This is a genomic window from Clostridium sp. Marseille-P2415 (assembly GCF_900155545.1).
GTDB lineage: Bacteria > Bacillota > Clostridia > Lachnospirales > Lachnospiraceae > Lacrimispora.
Genome location: NZ_LT732526.1, coordinates 2857332 through 2876682, shown reverse-complemented (window position 1 = coordinate 2876682; position 19351 = coordinate 2857332). Strand labels below are relative to the sequence as shown.

15 protein-coding genes are annotated in these 19351 nt (G+C 47.1%); 13 read left to right on the top strand and 2 right to left on the bottom strand.

The annotated features are described in order from the left end of the window. Positions 1–230: 230 nt before the first annotated feature. The 4 genes from BQ9856_RS18075 (at position 231) to BQ9856_RS24930 (ending at position 3769) form a co-directional block, all read left to right on the top strand. Positions 231–1622: a citrate transporter gene (locus BQ9856_RS18075; RefSeq protein WP_077612268.1), complete on the top strand. Its 1392-nt coding sequence runs from the start codon at positions 231–233 to the stop codon at positions 1620–1622. Between the two features lie 63 nt (positions 1623–1685). Continuing rightward, on the top strand, positions 1686–2228 hold the full coding sequence (locus tag BQ9856_RS18070; protein ID WP_442855545.1) for a hydantoinase/oxoprolinase N-terminal domain-containing protein: 543 nt from the start codon (positions 1686–1688) through the stop codon (positions 2226–2228). A gap of 74 nt (positions 2229–2302) precedes the next feature. Further along, positions 2303–3070: a hypothetical protein gene (locus tag BQ9856_RS18065; protein ID WP_077612267.1), complete on the top strand. Its 768-nt coding sequence runs from the start codon at positions 2303–2305 to the stop codon at positions 3068–3070. Positions 3071–3619: 549 nt separating this feature from the next. Beyond that, positions 3620–3769 carry a hypothetical protein gene (locus BQ9856_RS24930; protein ID WP_200801323.1) on the top strand — a complete coding sequence of 50 codons (150 nt, stop codon included), beginning with the start codon at positions 3620–3622 and terminating at the stop codon, positions 3767–3769. A 52-nt stretch (positions 3770–3821) separates the two neighbouring features. Here the strand turns inward: BQ9856_RS24930 and BQ9856_RS18060 are convergent, their stop codons facing one another. Beyond that, positions 3822–4223 carry a hypothetical protein gene (locus tag BQ9856_RS18060; RefSeq protein ID WP_077612266.1) on the bottom strand — a complete coding sequence of 134 codons (402 nt, stop codon included), beginning with the start codon at positions 4221–4223 and terminating at the stop codon, positions 3822–3824. Between the two features lie 243 nt (positions 4224–4466). Beyond that, positions 4467–5807 (bottom strand): cell wall-binding protein, encoded by a 1341-nt coding sequence (locus BQ9856_RS18055; protein WP_077612265.1) that lies wholly within the window; start codon positions 5805–5807, stop codon positions 4467–4469. 408 nt (positions 5808–6215) lie between these two features. On the opposite strand from BQ9856_RS18055, the gene BQ9856_RS18050 reads away from it, so the two are divergent. The 9 genes from BQ9856_RS18050 (at position 6216) to BQ9856_RS18010 (ending at position 19286) form a co-directional block, all read left to right on the top strand. Then, on the top strand, positions 6216–8150 hold the full coding sequence (locus tag BQ9856_RS18050; RefSeq protein ID WP_077612264.1) for a thiamine pyrophosphate-binding protein: 1935 nt from the start codon (positions 6216–6218) through the stop codon (positions 8148–8150). 25 nt (positions 8151–8175) lie between these two features. Continuing rightward, on the top strand, positions 8176–9117 hold the full coding sequence (locus BQ9856_RS18045) for an NAD-dependent epimerase/dehydratase family protein (protein ID WP_077612263.1): 942 nt from the start codon (positions 8176–8178) through the stop codon (positions 9115–9117). Between the two features lie 20 nt (positions 9118–9137). After that, complete coding sequence (locus BQ9856_RS18040; protein WP_077612262.1) at positions 9138–10337, top strand: class I SAM-dependent methyltransferase; 1200 nt, start codon at positions 9138–9140, stop codon at positions 10335–10337. Between the two features lie 8 nt (positions 10338–10345). Then, a complete protein-coding gene (locus BQ9856_RS18035; RefSeq protein WP_077612261.1) occupies positions 10346–11413 on the top strand; it encodes a zinc-binding dehydrogenase in 1068 nt (355 codons plus the stop codon). A 4-nt stretch (positions 11414–11417) separates the two neighbouring features. Then, the gene (locus BQ9856_RS18030; RefSeq protein ID WP_077612260.1) at positions 11418–12425 is read left to right on the top strand and encodes a glycosyltransferase family 2 protein; all 1008 of its coding nucleotides are present in this window, start codon (positions 11418–11420) and stop codon (positions 12423–12425) included. Further along, positions 12422–14614 carry a glycosyltransferase family 2 protein gene (locus tag BQ9856_RS18025; RefSeq protein ID WP_077612259.1) on the top strand — a complete coding sequence of 731 codons (2193 nt, stop codon included), beginning with the start codon at positions 12422–12424 and terminating at the stop codon, positions 14612–14614. The genes BQ9856_RS18030 and BQ9856_RS18025 overlap by 4 nt, the downstream gene beginning before the upstream one ends. Position 14615: 1 nt before the next feature. Beyond that, complete coding sequence (locus BQ9856_RS18020; RefSeq protein ID WP_077612258.1) at positions 14616–15605, top strand: glycosyltransferase family 2 protein; 990 nt, start codon at positions 14616–14618, stop codon at positions 15603–15605. A gap of 99 nt (positions 15606–15704) precedes the next feature. Beyond that, a complete protein-coding gene (locus tag BQ9856_RS18015) occupies positions 15705–17123 on the top strand; it encodes an undecaprenyl-phosphate glucose phosphotransferase (protein ID WP_077612257.1) in 1419 nt (472 codons plus the stop codon). Between the two features lie 36 nt (positions 17124–17159). Beyond that, positions 17160–19286, top strand: coding sequence for an LCP family protein (locus tag BQ9856_RS18010; protein ID WP_077612256.1), 2127 nt, complete (start codon positions 17160–17162; stop codon positions 19284–19286). Positions 19287–19351: the final 65 nt, after the last annotated feature.

Sequence of the window (19351 nt, the reverse complement as noted above, 5' to 3'; positions counted from 1 at the left end):
TTAAATACATTGGAACTGAATAGGGATGTAAATGGAGTTAAGAGCAGCAAAGTTTCTGAGAACAGGCAGCGGTTATATCGGTTTTAAAGGAGGGAAAGAAGAAAGAAAGTAGGAGTGGTGATTAACAGGATGAAGGAAGTGGTAAAAGCAGAGTCATGAGAGGTCTGCCGCTTCACGCAGCGGCGGAAGATTACAATTGTATGAAAACAAAAGTTACAGGAGGTATGATTATGGAGTATGTGATTGGAGTTGTTTTACTGATTTCTTTTTTTGGTCTGGCTTACTATTGCATTAAGGGACATAACCTGATGATCGGTTTTTTGGTGATTACCGTTCTCTGGACCATTCTTCCGTTAGGAGGGACACTTTTTGCCAGTGAGACATTCCTGGCAGCCAACCCGCTGCTGCAGTTTGGAGAAGATAATACCCTGATATCTATCTTGAATAAGATTTATCAGTCTGCTCCCGAGGGCTGGGGTACTACACTGGTAAACGTTTGCTGGGGAGCATGGTTTGGCCGTGTGCTGATGGAAACAGGGGTTGCTTCCACCCTTATCCGCAAGACAGTGGAACTGGGGGGAGACAAACCCCTTGTTACGGTGACGCTGTTAAATATTGTAACGGCTTTGATTTTTACGGCTATGATGGGGGCAGGTCCGGTTATTGCAATTGGTGTGATTGTTCTTCCGATTTTGATGTCCCTTGGAATTCCCAAGGCCATTGCGCTGTTTGACTTTATGGGCTCTGTGGCAGCTGGTATTTATTTAAATCCTGTAATTTTTACTCAGCTCCGGGCATTCTTTCTCACGCCGGAACAAATGCCTGAATTCACCCTTGGCTGGTATGCACTGCATTGGGGATATGCAGCGCTCTTGATTATGCTGGTAATGACTACTTTTCTTACCGCGATTCAATTAAAGCGTATGAAAACGGTTCATGCATGGGCGGCTCAGACCCGCAAAATAACTTCCGAACAGAAGAATGCCCCATTTTATACCCTGATTCTTCCGGTAGTTCCGGTGGTGTTGAAGATCTGGCTGGATTTCTCTGTAATCGGAGGTTTTGTAATCGCTGGATTTCTGGCATTGTTCCTGTGCGGAAAACTGAAAGGAAGCTTCAAAGAGAATTGTCAGCTAGTTAATAAGCTTTACTATGAGGGTGTGGTTGATACTGCTCCGCTTGTAGGCTTCCTCCTTACCCTGCCGATGTTTAATTCGGTAGCATCCTATGCTTCTCCGTATTTTAAAGTGATACTGGGAGGTATTATGCCCAAAAGTGAGATTGTTGTATGTGTTGTATTTGCCGTGCTGCTTTGTATGGGGTTGTTCCGGGGGCCTATGACCCTGGTCGGCTGCGGTGCCGCAACGCTCGGCGTATTGTCCAATGTTGCATCCTTCTCCATACCGTTCTTATATGCGGTCTTTGCCATTCCGACCATTACCGTAAATATCGGCTGCTGCATTACCCAGTCATGGATTGCATGGGGGCTCGCCTACACAAAGGTGGAGTCAAATGATTTCTTAAAACTTTCCATTCCCAACGCTTATCTTACGGGTGTACTGCAATATATAACTGCTTTCGTCATGCTGGGCGGACTTGGCGCTGCATGGTTCCTGGCATGATTTTTGCCGGACAGGGAGACAGGTACATGAAGCTCAATCGAATTTAAGAAAGGGATGTAATCAATGGCTGAACGTATACATAGAGCGGTCCGTATGGGCATTGACGTAGGAGGTACATATACCAAATGCGTAGCCATGGACAATGAAACCCATGAAATTATAGGAAAAAATGAAGTAAAGACAACACATGATCACAAAGATGGTGTTGCGGCCGGCGTGGTGCAGAGCTTTGAGAATTGCATGCGGGAGAATCATATTGCGCCGGAGGATGTGGTTTTCGTTGCTCACTCCACAACGCAGGCAACCAATGCCTTCATTGAAGGAGATGTGGCGAATGTTGGAGTGGTAGGAGTAGCCGGCGGCGGTCTGGAGGGCTTTCTGGCAAAGGGCCAGCTTGCACTTAAGGATATTGTGCTGGATGAAAAGGTGGGACGTATGATCCGGGTGTTTTATACCTTTATCAAAAGGAGGTGGTGGTGGACCTCTGGAAAGAAAATGCCGTATTTAAGACTGATACGGTATTGCGCCCGGACTTCTTTCTATGTGTTGGTCCCCGGGTATGTGACTATAGTTCAGTGGATTTGGAGCAGATTCTGCTTCTTATGAACCTGGATCTGGGAGACCGGGAGGCGGATGAGGAAATTATGATCATAGCTTCTGTCAGGGAGATTTAGAGGATTATGACGAAGGAAGTATTTCAAAGGGCCATTCATCCCATTCGGGCAGGTCTTTTTGGCAATCAGGAAACAAGAGGATACAGGCGTCCGTATATTCCTGTGCGTTCTTTGGGGGAAATGTTAAGAGACCTCGCTGCAATTGAGCCGGTGGATTGGTATTCCTATGCGTTTTCGAGAGAGCCATTAAACGGGAAATTGAAGGATGAACAGCGAAGAAGCTGGATGAAGAAAAGTCTGGACTGCGGCAGGGAATACGCACATAAAATTTGCCGGGAATATCAGACGGAAGATCCCGATAGTCTGGCCGATTCCATGGGGATTACTATTACTTATCCGGAATTTCCGGAAAAGACCGACCGTGTGCTTTTTGCGGAATTCCGGGTGCCTGATAAGATATGTATTTATATGGATGCAGTGAAAAAAGCAAAGAAACTCTTTGAGGAACCTGGAGTTGCGGAGATACTGACAAAGGAACTGGACATCAGACGCCTTCTCCTGTCGCATGAACTTTTTCACAGTGTGGAAGAACGCTGCAAAGAAGAGATATATACCAAAAATGAGAAGATCAGACTCTGGTCGGTTGGATTTTTTCATAATGATTCGAATGTGATCGCTCTTAGTGAGATTGCTGCCATGGGATTTGCACAGGAAATTACAGGTATCCGTTATTCCCCTTATTTGATGGATGTGTTTTTGGTCTATAGCTATTCACCGGAGGAAGCAGGCGGATTGTATGAGGAGATGATGGAAAGGGCAGCCAATAAGGAATAACCAGCCACATGCAATTCCGAAAATCAACAAGATATTTTTCTGAAATCGTATCATCTAAGAAAAGTAACACAATCGCCAACTGATTATCTTTTTTCCTAAACCGAAAAAAGAAATCCTGATTATGATTATTTTATCAGCATAGTGAGCCGATAAAATAGTAAAGAATTCTAAATCGAAGTGGATTAGCAGAACACTATAACATAAATATCTGATCATCCCTGAATCTATCAGGGATATCTCAAAAAACATATTAAAAGTCAGACGAGATAATAGTTAAAAACATAATTTGAAAAAAATATTAGTTTTTAGCATGTTTTTCGTGCCAATTTTGTCGACATAAAATTTGTTTTGTTAATCATAGATGTTGTGTTACATTCTTAACAAATAAATACATATAGTATCTCATCCTTTTATGCATCTTTAAAAAGCAGGCTGTTTTGGATAAAATGACAAAATAATGTCGAATATTGCGATTAATTTTGCTTTTCAAAAAGTCAGAAACAGCTTATAGTGATTACAAGAAAAGCAGAAAAAAGGAGGGTTTTCTATATGACAGACGCTGAGAAGCTGCGGATTATAGAGATGGAGAATGTGAGGTTGACGGAAGAGAACATGAAACTCCATAAGGTGATTGAGAGGTTAAATCAGACGCTTAACAGATTGATCGGGCGTTACATAAGCGCTGATAAGATTGCCTGACAGGTGATAGTCGGGGAGTGCGGGGCACTCCCGGGAGTATCCCTGTCAGGGATCAATCCCGGTTTTTGGAATTTTCCTTATCATCCGGAACAATTCCTTTATTTTTGCGGACCAGTTCCCATATTGTCTGGTGCATCCATTCAATGGTTTTATTCAGCTTTTCATTTTCTATCTCTAATTCGGTAATGCGGTCCCCCATGCGGGCGATGATCTCCCGATTGTTATTAGCCTTGTGCGGCGCCAGCAGGCGCCTGACATAAGGAGAAGATGATGTAATAATATGCGTGGAAAGTAATTCGTCCCTTGCTTCACAGGACAGATTCATGAAGTCCTGGTAGCTAATGGACAGCGGTACCATGTCCACCTTGCATTTGGGGCACACCGCATTCCGTTGAAGCTGGTAATAACCATAGTAACCGCACTTAGGACAATAGTACACGGACAGTTCTCTCATTGGTCTCCTCCTTTTTTCTTATTTATGATAAAGACAGCCTACTTCTATAATATATAACGTAAAATAAAACGAAATATAACGAAAAAAAGTGCAAAATATATAAAAAAATGTAAATTTATAGAAGTTATACAAAAAAGAAACAACGATTCGTGCAAAATACACAAAAAAAGGACCGCAGCGTCTAAAACGTGCGGACCTTTTTTCTGTTTGAACGGATGAATTTTTTATGACTTATTTTTTAATTTACTGGATAATGCCGTTTTCATCGACAACCCATACTTTGTCATTGGAATCTTTGTAATCCTTATATCCTTTTCCAAGCTCTGGTTTTGTTGCAGATTTGGATGAGGAAGTTGCTTTCTGGAGGGAACCACTAGCATTTACGAGGTACTGTTTGCCGTCAAAGGAAATAGGAGCAACCTTTAAATCGGCATCCGCTTCTTTTCTTAAGCCGTATTCATACAGAGTGTTGTCACGAACACCGTGAACGCCCTGTCCTTTGTTAGAGCCTTCTGTCTGGAAGAACCATACCTGGTTTTCATCCAGATCCTCGTTGTAGATTGTCTGCTTTCCGGTAGTCATAGCGCCGTCTGTTCCGAAGTAGAAGTTGGCAATTCCTCCATCTTCCAGGTTGACGACCTCAAGTCCGGTCTGCATTTCACCCTTTGTATTGAAAGCATATTTCTTGGAATCTACAGTAAATAATTCAAGACCTTTTGTTGCATGGTAAGGAGCACCATTCTTGAAATAGAAGGTGTAAATTTCGCCTTCCTGACTGAGTCCGGAAATGCCTTCGATCTCCTTCCAACCGTCAACCCGTGCTCCGTTATCCGGATCATAGTACTGGTATCCGGCTGCTGTAAGTGTGTCAGCGGTTGCTTCCGATGCAGTTGCAGCAGTAGGAAGTTTGTACCAGCCTGTCTGCATAACACCGTTTACAAAGGTATAATAGTTACCGTCGATCTTTTTGTCAACCTGGTTATCTATCATACGGCCGCTCTTGTCAAAATAGTACCAGGAATGAGTTTCATCAAGGTCTTCAGAATCATTCTCAAGCTGGATCCAGCCTGTTTTCATGACGCCGTCATTCTCTTCACCTAAATAATAAGTACTGCCTTCAATCTCGACTTTTCCGGTCATCATTTCGCCCTGGTCATTGAAGTAGTACCAATTATCGTTGATTTTCTGCCACTTGGAAACAACAGCCTTACCGTTCTTTCCATAGTAGTGCCACAAAAATTCCGGAGCGTCAGAAGAATCCCAGAATTCATCATTTGATAAAGAGATCCATTTGTCGGAAACCCTTTTCCCACTTTCATCTACGTAATAATCATCGATCTGTGCATCAGTGGCGACTTCGCCGTCCTCGTTTAAGTAATACCAGTCTTCGCCGCGCTTTTTCCAGGCATCGGTTACGTAACTGTCATTATCATCATAAAATTTCCAGCTTCCGTTTTCCTCAACCCAGCCGACTACTTTCGCATAGGCGGTTGCTGCTGTACTGATTAAGCCCAGCTCTGGAGCTGCAGCGGTTAAAATACCGGCAGCGGATAATACAGCCATCAATTTTAAATGCTTTTTCATAAATATGTTCTCTCCTTTTTTGCAATAAGTTTTATCGTGGCCGAAAATCCATAGTTGCATTACTCTGCGATTATATCGTATTTTAGAGGGACTTTTATAGTGTGGTTTGATGGCAGATATGGAAGGAGATAACATAACAAGAAAAAAGATGAGAAATTCCAGGGGTACCGGTTATAGCCCGATTGATACGGAAACGTAAGGAAAATCAGCCTTTTTTCTGGAAATAATGATTGGCTCCGGATCCGTGGAAATACGAAAGGAAATGTTCCGTAATAAAACATGTTTCTGGAAAAATGGAAGCTAATAGAAAGCTAATAGAAAGTAAGAAAACTTTAATAGGAAAATAAAGGCTGGTGTGGTATAATCACAAACAGATAATTAACATCCCTTAAAAAAGGAGAGCGATCCATGAGAATGAAAGTATCCAACTATATCTCCCAGAAACTGGTGGATTCCGGGATTACACAGGTGTTTACCGTTACAGGCGGAGGAGCCATGCATTTAAACGATGCGCTGGGGCACCAGGAGGGAATGCATTGTTTATACAACCATCACGAACAGGCGTGTGCCATAGCGGCGGAATCCTATGCCAGGATCCATGGCCGCATAGCGGCTGTCTGCGTGACCACAGGACCCGGGGGGACCAATGCGGTTACCGGAGTGCTTGGCGGGTGGCTGGATTCCATTCCCATGTTCATCTTATCCGGCCAGGTGCGCTATGATACGACGGCCAGATGGTCAGGTGTTGGGATCCGGGCCATGGGGGACCAGGAGTTCGATATCACAAAAGCAGTTGACTGTATGACGAAATACAGCGAGATGGTCATTGACCCTATGCGGATCCGCTATTGCCTGGAAAAAGCCATTTACTTATCCCTTTCCGGGCGTCCGGGTCCCACATGGCTGGACATTCCCTTGAATGTCCAGGGAGCCTATATTGAGACAGAGGATTTGATAGGCTTTTCGGCAGAGGATTATGAACGGGGCGGAGACGGCTGGGCTTCTGTAAGCGATGCGAAGATCAGGGAGGATGAGGCCGGATGCGGAGAAAAACGGCAGATCCTTCCGGAGAAAGTGACAGCTGATACGGCCCGTGCCATTTTGGAAAAGATCAGGTCTTCCTCACGCCCGGTGATCAATGCCGGCAACGGGATCCGGATCGGACAGGCTCATGAGGTATTCATGCGGGTGGTGGATAAGCTGGGAGTTCCGGTCGTGACCGGCTGGAACAGCGAGGACTGCATGTATGATGAACATCCGCTTTACACGGGGCGAGGAGGCGGCATGGGAGACCGTCCCGGTAACTTTGCCGTTCAGAACAGCGATCTGGTCCTTTCCCTGGGAAGCCGCTTAAGCATTCGGCAGGTAGGGTATAATTATACTACATGGGCCAGGGAAGCCTATGTGATCGTCAATGACATCGATAGGGAGGAATTAAAAAAGCCCTCCGTTCACGCTGATATGCGGGTGCATGCCGATGTTAAGGATTTGCTGAATGTTCTGGAGGAGCTTCTGGATTCAGAATACGGAGCAACCGGGGAACAGCCGTTTTTTGCCGGCGGCAAAGGGCTTGACGGCATGACCTGGAATGAAACCTGCCGCATGTGGAAGGAGAACTATCCGGTTGTGCTTCCAAAGCATTACAGCCACGGCGGGGAAGAGGATGTCAATGTTTATGCGTTTATTAAGGAATTGAGCCGAAGGCTTTCTGAGAATCAGATCACAGTGGTCGGTAATGGATCAGCCTGCGTTGTAGGCGGGCATGCTTATGTCATGAAGGAGGGCCAGCGTTTTATAACCAATTCAGCGGTTGCCTCTATGGGCTATGATCTTCCTGCGGCTATTGGAGTCTGCAAGGCGGATCCGGGACAGGATATCATTCTGGTTACCGGTGATGGCAGCATTCAGATGAATCTGCAGGAGCTGCAGACCATCATTCATCATCGTATGCCCATTAAGATATTCCTTATTAATAATGGAGGATATCATTCCATCCGCCAGACCCAGAGGAATTTTTTCGGAGAGCCTTTGGTGGGAATTGGGGAGGACAGCCATGATTTAAGCTTTCCGGACATGGAAAAGCTTTCGGCAGCTTATGGCTATCCTTATGTTTGCGCACGCCATAACAGCGGGTTGGAAGAAGCCGTTGAAACGGCGCTGTCCAGGAAGGGGCCGGTCATCTGTGAGGTTTTTGTCAGCCGGGATCAGAATTTTGAGCCGAAATCCGCGGCGAAACGGCTGCCCGACGGAAGCATGATATCACCACCGCTGGAAGACATGTCTCCATTCCTTTCAGACGAGGAGATGGACCGCAACATGATCATCCCGCGGATTAAGGAATAAAACTTTACGATGTGGAGGAAAAACGTTGAACATTGTTGTAACAGGGGCCACCAGTTTTCTTGGACGGGCATTGGTTAACAGGCTTTTAAAAGAGCATAATCATGTATTTGCGGTGGTCCGTCCCGGCTCAAAGAATCTGGGAAGCCTTGATAAGGAACAGCAGGGGCTTATCCTGATCGAGCGGCAGCTGGAAGAACTTCATGAACTGGACAAGGGAATCGATGAACCATGCCAGGCTTTTTACCATTTTGGCTGGGAAGGGTCTGGAAGTGCGGGCCGGATGAAAAGGGAAGTGCAGCAGAAGAATGTTGAGGACTCCTTGAAGGCTTTGGAAGGAGCCAGGCGTCTTGGCTGCAGCCGGTTTCTTTTCAGCGGTTCCCAGGCAGAATACGGAATTCATAAGGAAGCCATGACAGAGGAGGCGGTGTGCAGCCCCGTCTCCGAATATGGCAAAGCCAAGCTTGAATTCTTAAAACGGGCATCGGAACAGACGGAAAAGTGGAGGCAGACGGGAATTTCCGACATGGAATACATCCATTCCAGGATCTTCAGCGTTTATGGACCCGGAGATCACCCATGGTCTTTGGTCGAAAGCTGTCTGAGGGTATTTGGCAGTGGAGAGTATATTTCCCTGGGTGAGTGTACGCAAATATGGAATTTTTTATATCTTGATGATTGCATCCGGGCACTGGTACTTCTGATGGAACAGGAGAATAAATCAGTTTCCGGAATTTATAATGTAGCGGGACCGGAAGGGGAAAACAGGCCTTTAAGGGAATATATCCGGATGATATATGAGGTCCTGGGCTTTCACGGCAGCTATAGCTACGGACGGAGGGAGCCCAATGCAGAAGGGCCTGCAAATCTTATTCCTGATATAAAAAAGTTGAAGGAGATGACCGGATGGGAGCCTGCGGTGACATTTTCTGACGGGATCCGGCGGACCTTTCAGGCGGAAAAATATTGACATGGAGGAAATTTTGTGGTATGAGAGATAGGATTTGTATTGTGTGCGGCGAGCCTCTTGGAGAAAAACCACTTATGACACTTGAGTCTATGCCTGCTGCGGCTCAGGATATTCCGGGAAAGGAAGAACTGAAAGAAGATCAGGGCATTACCCTTAAGCTTCATCAGTGTGAAAGATGCGGTCTGGTGCAGTTTGACTGTGAACCTGTGGCCTATTATAAGGACGTCATCCGGTCCGGCGGCTTTACCACAACCATGGTGAATTTAAGAAGAAGCCAGTACCGGCATTTTATTGATGCATATCATCTGGAAGGAAAGAAACTGATCGAGGCGGGCTGCGGACAGGGGGAGTTCCTTTCGGTCCTTTCGGAATTTCCGGTGAAGGCCTATGGAATAGAGCACCGGGAAAGCCTGGTTTTGCTGGCCAGGGAAAAGGGGCTTGGGGTCTGGAAGCAGTTTGCGGACGAAGGAGAAATTCTGGCGCCGTCCGATGGAAGCGCAGCGGGCCCTTATGACGGATTTTTATCCTTTAATTTTCTGGAACATCAGCCGGAACCGGTGAAAATGCTCCGCTGCATTGCGGATAATCTATCGGAGGAAGGCGTAGGGCTCATCACGGTTCCAAGCCTGGAATATATCCTGCAGTATGACGGATATTACGAGCTGATTCGGGACCATCTGGCTTATTATACCTTTGACACTCTTGGGTTTGCGGTCCGGGAAGCCGGATTTGAGGTATTGGAAGAGGAAATGGTCAACCGGGATACGCTTTTCGTTATTGTGAGGAAAAAGAAACGGGCGCAGGCAGGCGGGCAGCCCGGACAGGGCAGGAAGGCGGAAAAGGTGGAGCCTTACGGCCTGATACAAAGCCGGGATGCCATAGGAAGAGAGATGGAAGGGCTTGTAAGGGAGCTTAAGGCTCAGGGGAAACGGCTTGCCATATGGGGAGCCAGCCATCAGGGCTTTACACTTGCTTCCACTACAAAAATCGGCAGATTTGCGGAATACATCATAGATTCCGCACCCTTTAAACAGGGAAAATACGCACCCGCTTCCCATCTTCCCATTGTCTCTCCGGATCATTACGGAAAGGATCCGGTGGATGCCATTTTAATTGTGGCACCTGGGTATACGGAAGAAATCGCAGGTACCATACAGGAAAAATTTAACCGGAATATTCAGATTCTGGCGTTGAAATCCAATCATCTGGAAAGGATATAAGAAAACCTATGAAAGCTTTTGTTTTAATAGAACCGGGGAAGGTTGGCTGGTATGATGCACCGGAACCGGCCGTAACTCCATATGGCGCCGTACTCCGGCCCATTGCAGTAACTCCATGCTCCTCTGATGTCCATACGGTATATGGCGGCGGCTCAAGGAAGGCTCCCAACCTGATTCTCGGCCATGAATGCGTGGCGGAAATCATAGAAACCGGAGAGCTGGTTCATGACTTTAAGCCCGGTGACAGGGTAGCGGTCCCTGCCATTACACCGGACTGGAGGGCCTGCGGAATCCAGGAAGGGAATTATAAACATGCTTCGGCCCCGTTTTCCGGCCATCAGCTTGGAAGGTCGGTTCCCGGAGTTTTTGCGGAAAAATTTCTGATCCCGGATGCAGATACCACTCTGGCTGAGATTCCGGATGGGATCACCCTGGAACAGGCGCTTATGTGCGTGGATGTGGTGACAACGGGCTTCACGGGTGCGGAATCCGCTGATATCAAGATCGGAGATACGGTGGTCGTCTTAGGGATAGGGCCCATCGGCCTTATGGCCATTGAAGGAGCCCGCCATCTGGGGGCCGCCCGTATCATTGCGGTTGGCAGCAGGCCTGTTTGTGTGGAGCTTGCGAAGGAATTCGGAGCCACAGAGGTGATAAGCTATAAAGACGGTGATGTGGTAGAGCAGGTTATGGAGCGGACCGGCGGCCTGGGGGCCGATGGAGTCATCATCTGCGGAGGCGGGGATGAGGTCTTTGCCCAGGCAGTGGATATGGCCAGATACGGGATCGGCACCATTTCCAATGTGAATTATTACGGCGGCACCGGATACCTGCCCTTTCCCAAGTTTTCCGGCGGGCGCGGCATGGCTGGGAAGACCGTTCATACCGAGCTTGCAAAGGGAGGCCGGGTCAGAATCGAACGCCTTTTAAAAATGGTCCGGTATGGGAGGATCAATCCCCAGAAGCTGGTGACTCACCATATGTACGGTTTGGAGCAGGTGGAGACAGCGCTGCAGCTGATGAAAGAAAAACCGGAGGATCTGATTAAAGTTATGGTTCGGATAGATTGGAAGTGAACATATGAAAACAATTAGCATCGTAGTCCCCTGCTACAACGAGGAAGAGAATGTAGAAGCCATGTATCAGGCTGTTGACTGTATATTTAATAAGGATTTACCGGATTACCGTTATGAGCTGATCTTTATCGACAATGATTCCAAGGACCGTACCAGGGAAATCATCCGAAGGCTGTGCTCCGGGGATGAAAGGGTCAAGGGGATATTGAACGCCAAGAACTTTGGACAGTTTAATTCTCCTTATTACGCCATGCTTCAGTCAACGGGAGATTGTACCGTACTTATGGCTGCAGATTTCCAGGACCCGGTGGATATGATACCAAAGTATGTAAAGGAATGGGAAAACGGCTATAAGATCGTCATCGGGATCAAGAAATCCAGCAAAGAGAATAAATTCATGTACTGGTTGAGAAGCTGTTATTATAAAACCATCAAGAAGCTTTCCGACGTAGAGCAGATTGAGCATTTTACCGGTTTCGGCCTTTATGATGCGAGGTTTATTAAGGTTTTGCGGGAACTTCATGATCCCACGCCGTTCCTTCGCGGTATTGTGGCAGAGCTTGGCTTCCGGCGCAAGGAAATCCCATACGAACAGCCAAAGAGGCGGGCCGGGAAGACCAGCAATAATTTTTACCGCCTTTATGATGCGGCAATGTTAAGCATTACTTCCTATACAAAGGCAGGGCTTCGCCTGGCAACTATTTTCGGAAGCATCTGCTCCTTTATCAGCCTGGCGGTGGCGCTTGTTTATCTGATCATGAAACTGATGTACTGGGACCGTTTTCCGGCAGGTATGGCCCCTCTTTTGATCGGCATGTGTTTTCTGGGATCCGTACAGATCTTTTTCATCGGCCTTGTGGGGGAATATGTACTGTCCATCAATGCCCGGGTCATGAAACGGCCGCTCGTCATTGAGGAAGAGAGGATCAATTTTACAGAAGAAACGGAAAAAGATCCGGAAGAGGATATACTTCTTACGGCAGCATCTGTGGAGGATGGGAATCAGAGATGAAATATAAGATAGATGTAGCGAGAATCCGTGACAATTCAATCGTATTAAATGGCTGGGTGATCGGAAAAATCCCGGAGGCAGAAGCGGAGTTTGAAGTTTTGGATGAACAGGAAAGGCCCGTGGAATTTAAGTGCGTTCCGGTCCGCCGGGATGATGTGAGCCAGATTTATTTCAAAAAAAATCCGGACAAGGATCTGGGGTTCGATATCCGGATCCCCTATATCCGGGAGAAAAATGAGGACAGGTTTTTCGTGATCCGATGTGACGGGAAAACCGCAAGAGTGAAGCTGAATGCCCAGATCATTGAGAGGCAGAACAGCTCTGCCCATAGGAAAAGCGCAAAGCTTAAAAGCATGATGAATATGCAGACCGTTCAGTCCGCCATGGACTTCTGGAAGGAAAACGGATTCCGGGCTTTTGTGTTAAAGTCCAGGCACAAGCTTCAGGGAATTGACAGCGATTATGATTATCCGGAATGGTACGCCCTTACAAAAACAACGCAGGAAGAGCTGGAGGCCCAGAAGAAAACGGTTTTTGACTATATGCCGAAGCTTTCCGTGGTGATTCCGGCTTATAAAACGCCGGAGCGCTATCTGGCGGCCATGCTGGATTCCTTATTGGCCCAGACTTATGAGAACTGGGAAGTATGTGTGGCAGACGGAAGTCCCAGAGGAGAAGGCGTAGAGCGCGTTTTAAAGCGTTATGCCATAAAGGATGAACGGATTCGTTATGTGATTTTGGGAGAGAATAAGGGAATTTCAGGAAACACCAACGCAGCCATCGAAATGGCGGCGGGAGATTTTATCGTCCTGGCAGATCATGACGATACCCTGGCTCCCGATGCCCTGTTTGAATGTGTAAAGGCCATCAATTCCGATCCTGAGATCGATGTGGTTTATACCGATGAGGATAAGCTGGATATTGACGGAGGGGAACTGTTTGAGCCTCATTTTAAACCGGATTTTAACCCGGACCTTTTGACCAGTGTCAATTATATCTGCCACTTGTTTGTGGTAAACCATGAGCTGCTCATGGAAGTGGGAGGCTTCCGGGCGGAATACGACGGGGCTCAGGATTATGATTTCATCTTCCGCTGTACGGAAAAGGCCAGGAAGATCTGTCATGTTCCAAAGGCTCTCTATCACTGGCGCTGTCATCAGAATTCCACTTCCAGCAATCCTGAGAGCAAGCTGTATGCCTTTGAAGCCGGGGCGAGAGCCGTCAAAGCCCACTATGAGCGTATGGGGATACCCGCCCTGTCTGTGGAAAAGGGCGTGGATTACGGCATTTACCATACCACGTTTCAAATAACCGGAGAGCCGCTGGTTTCCGTCATCATTCCCAACAAGGACCATGCGGCTGACCTGGATTTATGCATGCGCTCTATTATTGAGAAATCCACCTGGAAAAATCTGGAATTCATTGTTGTGGAAAACAACAGTACAGCTCCGGAAACCTTTGATTATTATGAAAGGATCCAAGAGGAATTTGATTTCGTTCATGTGGTAAAGTGGGAGAGGGAGTTTAATTACTCCGCCATCAATAACTTTGGCGTTACCTTTGCAAAGGGGGAATACCTGCTGTTTTTAAATAACGATACGGAAATCATAAATCCGGAAAGCATTCAGGAGATGCTGGGCTTCTGCCAGAGGGATGATGTGGGGATCGCCGGAGCCAGGCTTCTGTATTCGGATGATACCATCCAGCATGCCGGTGTTGTGGTGGGCTTCGGCGGCATTGCCGGACATACCTTTATCGGACTTCATAAGGCGGAAAGCAGCTATTTTAACCAGGCCATGTGCGCCCGGGATTACAGTGCTGTAACAGCAGCCTGCATGATGAGTAAGAAATCCCTGTTTGAGAAAGCAGGGGGCTTTTCCGAGGAGTTGGCCGTTGCCTTTAACGATATTGATTACTGTATGAAGATCCGCTCTTTGAATAAGCTGGTAGTTTATGCGCCTTATGCGATGTTTTACCATTATGAGTCAAAATCCAGAGGTCTTGAGGATACGCCGGAAAAGGTGGCCCGTTTTAACCGGGAGATCCGGATATTCTCTGAAAAGTGGCCGGAAATTTTACGGGACGGAGATCCTTATTACAATCCGAATCTGACCCTGCGCAAATCCAATTTCGCCCTGCGGGACTTACGGAAGGAAAAGATCGGGGAACCCTACAGGCTTGAGGTATGAAATGGAGAAAAAAGTAACCATCATAATTCCGAATTATAACGGGCTGAAATTCATGGAACCTTGTTTCAATGCCCTGGAAGCTCAGAGTGATAAGAACTTTGAGCTTCTTGTGGTGGATAACGGTTCCACGGACGGCAGCGTAAAATGGCTTGAGGAACGCAGGATCCCTTCTATTTTCCTGCCGGAAAACACAGGCTTTTCCGGGGCTGTGAATGTGGGCATCCGTCATGCGAAAACGCCTTATGTCATTCTTTTAAACAATGATACGGAGCCGGAACCGGATTATGTAAAAGAACTGGTCCGGACCATGGACCGGTCGCCGGGGATATTTTCCGCCAGCAGCAAGATGATCCAGCTCCATCATAAGGAGCTTATGGATGATGCCGGGGATATGTACAGCATTTTAGGCTGGGCCTATCAGAGAGGCGTAGGGCAGAGCAGCCGGGGCTATAATAAACCCCGCAGTGTTTTTGCTGCCTGTGCGGGAGCTGCCATTTACCGGAGAGAGGTCTTTGAGGAAATCGGCGGCTTTGACGAGGCTCATTTCGCCTATCTGGAAGACATTGACGTGGGATACCGGGCAAAGATCTTCGGATATGAAAACGTGTACTGTCCGGCAGCCGTGGTTTACCATGTGGGAAGCGGGACCAGCGGTTCCAAGTACAATTCCTTCAAGGTCAGGCTGGCGGCCAGGAACATTGTGTATTTAAATTATAAGAATATGCCGGCCTTGCAGCTTTTGGTGAATCTGGTTCCGCTTTTGGCAGGAATCTTCGTAAAATACTTATTCTTCCGGAAGATCGGCTTTGATTCGGATTACGTGGAAGGATTGAAAGAGGGCCTGCGGACAGCCGGAAGTACCAGAAAAGTCCGGTTTCGGATGTCCCATCTCGGCAGCTACTTACGGATTGAAGGAGAGCTGATCATGGGAACGTTCCTCTATATCTGGGAATTTTTAAGAAGAAAACTAAAAATTGTCAGGTCATATTAAGAATATTTTAATGGCATCATATTGACATATCATGTATAATATACGGGATATTATCATGGAGAAGTATGGTGCAACGCACGATTGGAAGGTTTTGCTGCTATGATAAAGGATAATCAGAAAAAATTAAATGGGTTTCATGTAGTACTGGACGGGCTGGTCATTCTTGTGTCCTATGTATTTGCCTGGCTGCTGCTTTTGTTGGGCAACCGGTTGTTCAGCCCTTATAAGCAGGTTTTGGCACCACAGTACTATTTTGCGGCGCTTCTTGTAATTTTGCCGACCTATCTGCTGCTTTACGGCATCTTCCATTTGTATGCGCCGAAAAGGGTACAGGAGAAGAGGTATGAATTCGTCAATATCTTAAAGGCCAACTTTTTTGGGGTCCTGCTCTTTGCCTTGCTCCTGTTACTGATTAAGAAAAATCCGTATTTCCGTGAATTCTCTACCAGGATGGTGTTTTATTTTTGCGCCATCAACATTATTCTGGAGGTGGCAGAACGGAACCTGATCCGTTATATGCTCCGTTCCATGCGTTCCAGAGGGTACAATCAGAAGCACATTCTTTTGATTGGCTACAGCCGGGCGGCGGAAGGATTTATAGACCGGGTGCTGGTAAATCCGGAATGGGGTTATCAGGTAAAAGGCATTCTTGATAATACGAAGGAATGGGGGACCGGATATAAGGGAGTCCATGTCATAGGAAAAGTTCGGGACTTGGATGAGATTCTCGCCCTGAACTCTCTTGATGAAATCGCCATCACCTTAAGCATCAACGAATATGCAAATTTAGAAAAAATCGTGGCTTCCTGTGAAAAATCAGGCGTCCACACCAAGTTTATACCGGATTATAATAATATGATCCCTACAAGGCCTTATATTGAGGACTTACAGGGTCTGCCGGTGGTCAACATCCGCCGGGTGCCCTTAACGGATCCGGTTAACGCCCTGGCAAAAAGGGCGGTTGACATTTTAGGGGCTGCATTTGCCCTGGCTTTATTTTCACCCATTATGCTGATGACAGCAGCACTCATTAAACTGACCGCTCCGGGGCCGCTCATTTACAGCCAGGAGAGGGTAGGCCTTCATAACAGACCGTTTAAAATGTATAAATTCCGTTCCATGGTGGTCCAGGCTCCGTCTGAAGAAAAAGCAAAATGGACAACGCCCCATGATTCCCGTGTAACGCCTGTGGGACGGTTTATCAGAAAGACAAGCATTGATGAGATGCCTCAGTTTTTAAATGTTCTCCGGGGGGACATGAGTCTGGTGGGACCAAGGCCGGAAAGGCCGCTCTTTGTTGAAAAATTCAAAGAAGAGATCCCCCGCTATATGATCAAGCATCAGGTACGGCCGGGAATTACAGGCTGGGCCCAGGTGAATGGATACCGTGGAGATACTTCCATTACAAAGAGAATTGAACATGATTTATATTATATCGAAAACTGGACCCTGGGATTTGATTTTAAGATATTGTTTCTTACCATGTTCAAAGGGTTTATCAATAAAAATGCGTACTGATACCGGATACGACACGATTAGGATGAGGTTAAATAGATGAGAAATGAATTTGATGATGAATTAAACCGTGATAACATTAGAAAGGGAAGGCGCGGTTCCAATTCAAAACCAGATCCGTCCGATGAAGATTACTACCTGGATGATGATTATGAAGATTATCAGGAGCCGAAACACGGCGGAACAAATCAGACAGCTGGCCGGGGTGATATGACAAAGAAGGCCGGTGAGAGGGCCAGGGGAGCTTATGGTTCCCAACCTTCAGCCGCAGGCAGCCAGGCGATGTTCCGGGGCCAGTCATCATCCGGAGCCGCTCAGAATAAAAGCCAGGGAGCGCCCCGGCCCCGGCAGGCATCAGGAAGCAGCACAGGCAGGAACCAGGTTTCATCCGGGAACAGGAACGCTCAGGAAACCTCCCGTCCGCAGCCGCAGGCAGGAAGAAGTCAGGGAACGTCACGCCCGCAGGCATCATCAGGAAGCGGCCAGGGAACATCCCGTGCCCAGACAGCGGCAGGAAGCGCCCAGGGAACAGCCAGAAGCCGCACTGCATCAGGAAGCAGCCAAAATGCGCCCAGAGGCCAGATTGTAATAGGAGACGGCGGGACAAGGCAGCAGCCCAGAATGTCAGTCCAGGATATCCAGGCAAAGAGCGCGGCGGCCAGCAGATCGGCAGCCCAGACTGAAAAAAAGAGAAAGATCAGGCGCATCATTATTATGACGGTTGCGGAAATATTTACGCTGGCGCTTATTTTCTCCTATGCTTATGTAGCGAGACTGATGGGAGCCATTCAGAGACCGGATAATTTTAATGAGAATCAGGTCCGGAATGAGATCATGTCACCGGAACAAAAAAAGCACATGACAGGTTACCGTACCATCGCGATATTCGGCGTTGACAGCCGGGATGGCAATGTGAACAAAGGGACCAATGCTGACGTGATTATGATCTGCAATATAAACAGAGATACCGGAGAAATCAGACTTGTATCCGTATTCCGTGATACATATTTGAATACAAATGAAGGTAATACTTATAACAAAATAAACTCTGCCTATGCCAACGGAGGTGCTCAACAGGCTCTGGTAGCCCTTAATAAAAATCTTGATCTGGATATCAGAGAATACGTCACATTTAACTGGAAATCGGTTGCTGACGGGATTAATATGCTTAACGGTGTAGATATTGATATCAGCAAGGCCGAATTCCGTTACATCAATTCTTTTATTACAGAGACAGTCAAGGAAACCGGAGTTCCGTCGGTTCATTTAAAATCAGCAGGCATGAATCATCTGGATGGAGTTCAGGCTGTTGCCTATGCCAGACTTAGAAAGATGGATACCGACTACGCAAGAACAGAGCGTCAGCGCCTTGTGATTCAAAAGACATTTGATAAGGCAAAGAAGGCAGACTTGGGATTGCTTAACAGAATCTTATTAATGGAAGTGGAGCAGATCGGTACGAACCTTACGTTCAGTGATTTTACAGAACTGATTTTGGATATCAGCAAATATCATATCGGGGAAACAGGGGGCTTCCCATTTGCCCGCGGCGATATGACAATAGGCAAAAAAGGGGACTGCGTAATCCCCCAGACTCTGGAAACCAACGTTTCGGAGCTTCATAAGCTTCTTTTTGATAAAGAAGACTATGAACCGTCTGAAATGGTTAAGAAAATCAGTGCCAAGATAGCTGCTGATTCCGGCATGTACAAAAAAGGAACCAGCATTGATCACGTTTCGACGGATGAAGGGGATGTTCCGGAGAAAACCACGAAAGCGACAAAGGAAGAAAAAACCACGGATGCAGAAGAATCCTCTTCCCAGGGAGACTTCATAGAGGAAACAGATGAAAACGGAAAGCCAATAAAGCCTGCGGATTCATCGGAAGGCAGCACCGGAGCGACAAAGGAAACAAAGCCCGGAGAGACGAGACCCCAGGAAACAACGTCCGGTGCAACGAAACCAGGAGAAACAAAGCCAACGCCTACCGGCGGCGTCACAGAGACGACAACGGCGGCTCATGGGCCGGGATCCAATCAGACGACTGCTCCTGAGACTACGTCAGCCGGACCGGGCGGTCCGGGGGAGACGGCCGCATCCCAGAATTCCAATGCGAACGGCGGGGCCTCAGAAGTTCCGGTGGTGTCTGCACCACCAGTTGATTAATAAAAAAGGAAAAAGAAGGAATAATACCCTGCAGACAGGGCCTTGATGATTTGACAGGCATCTGA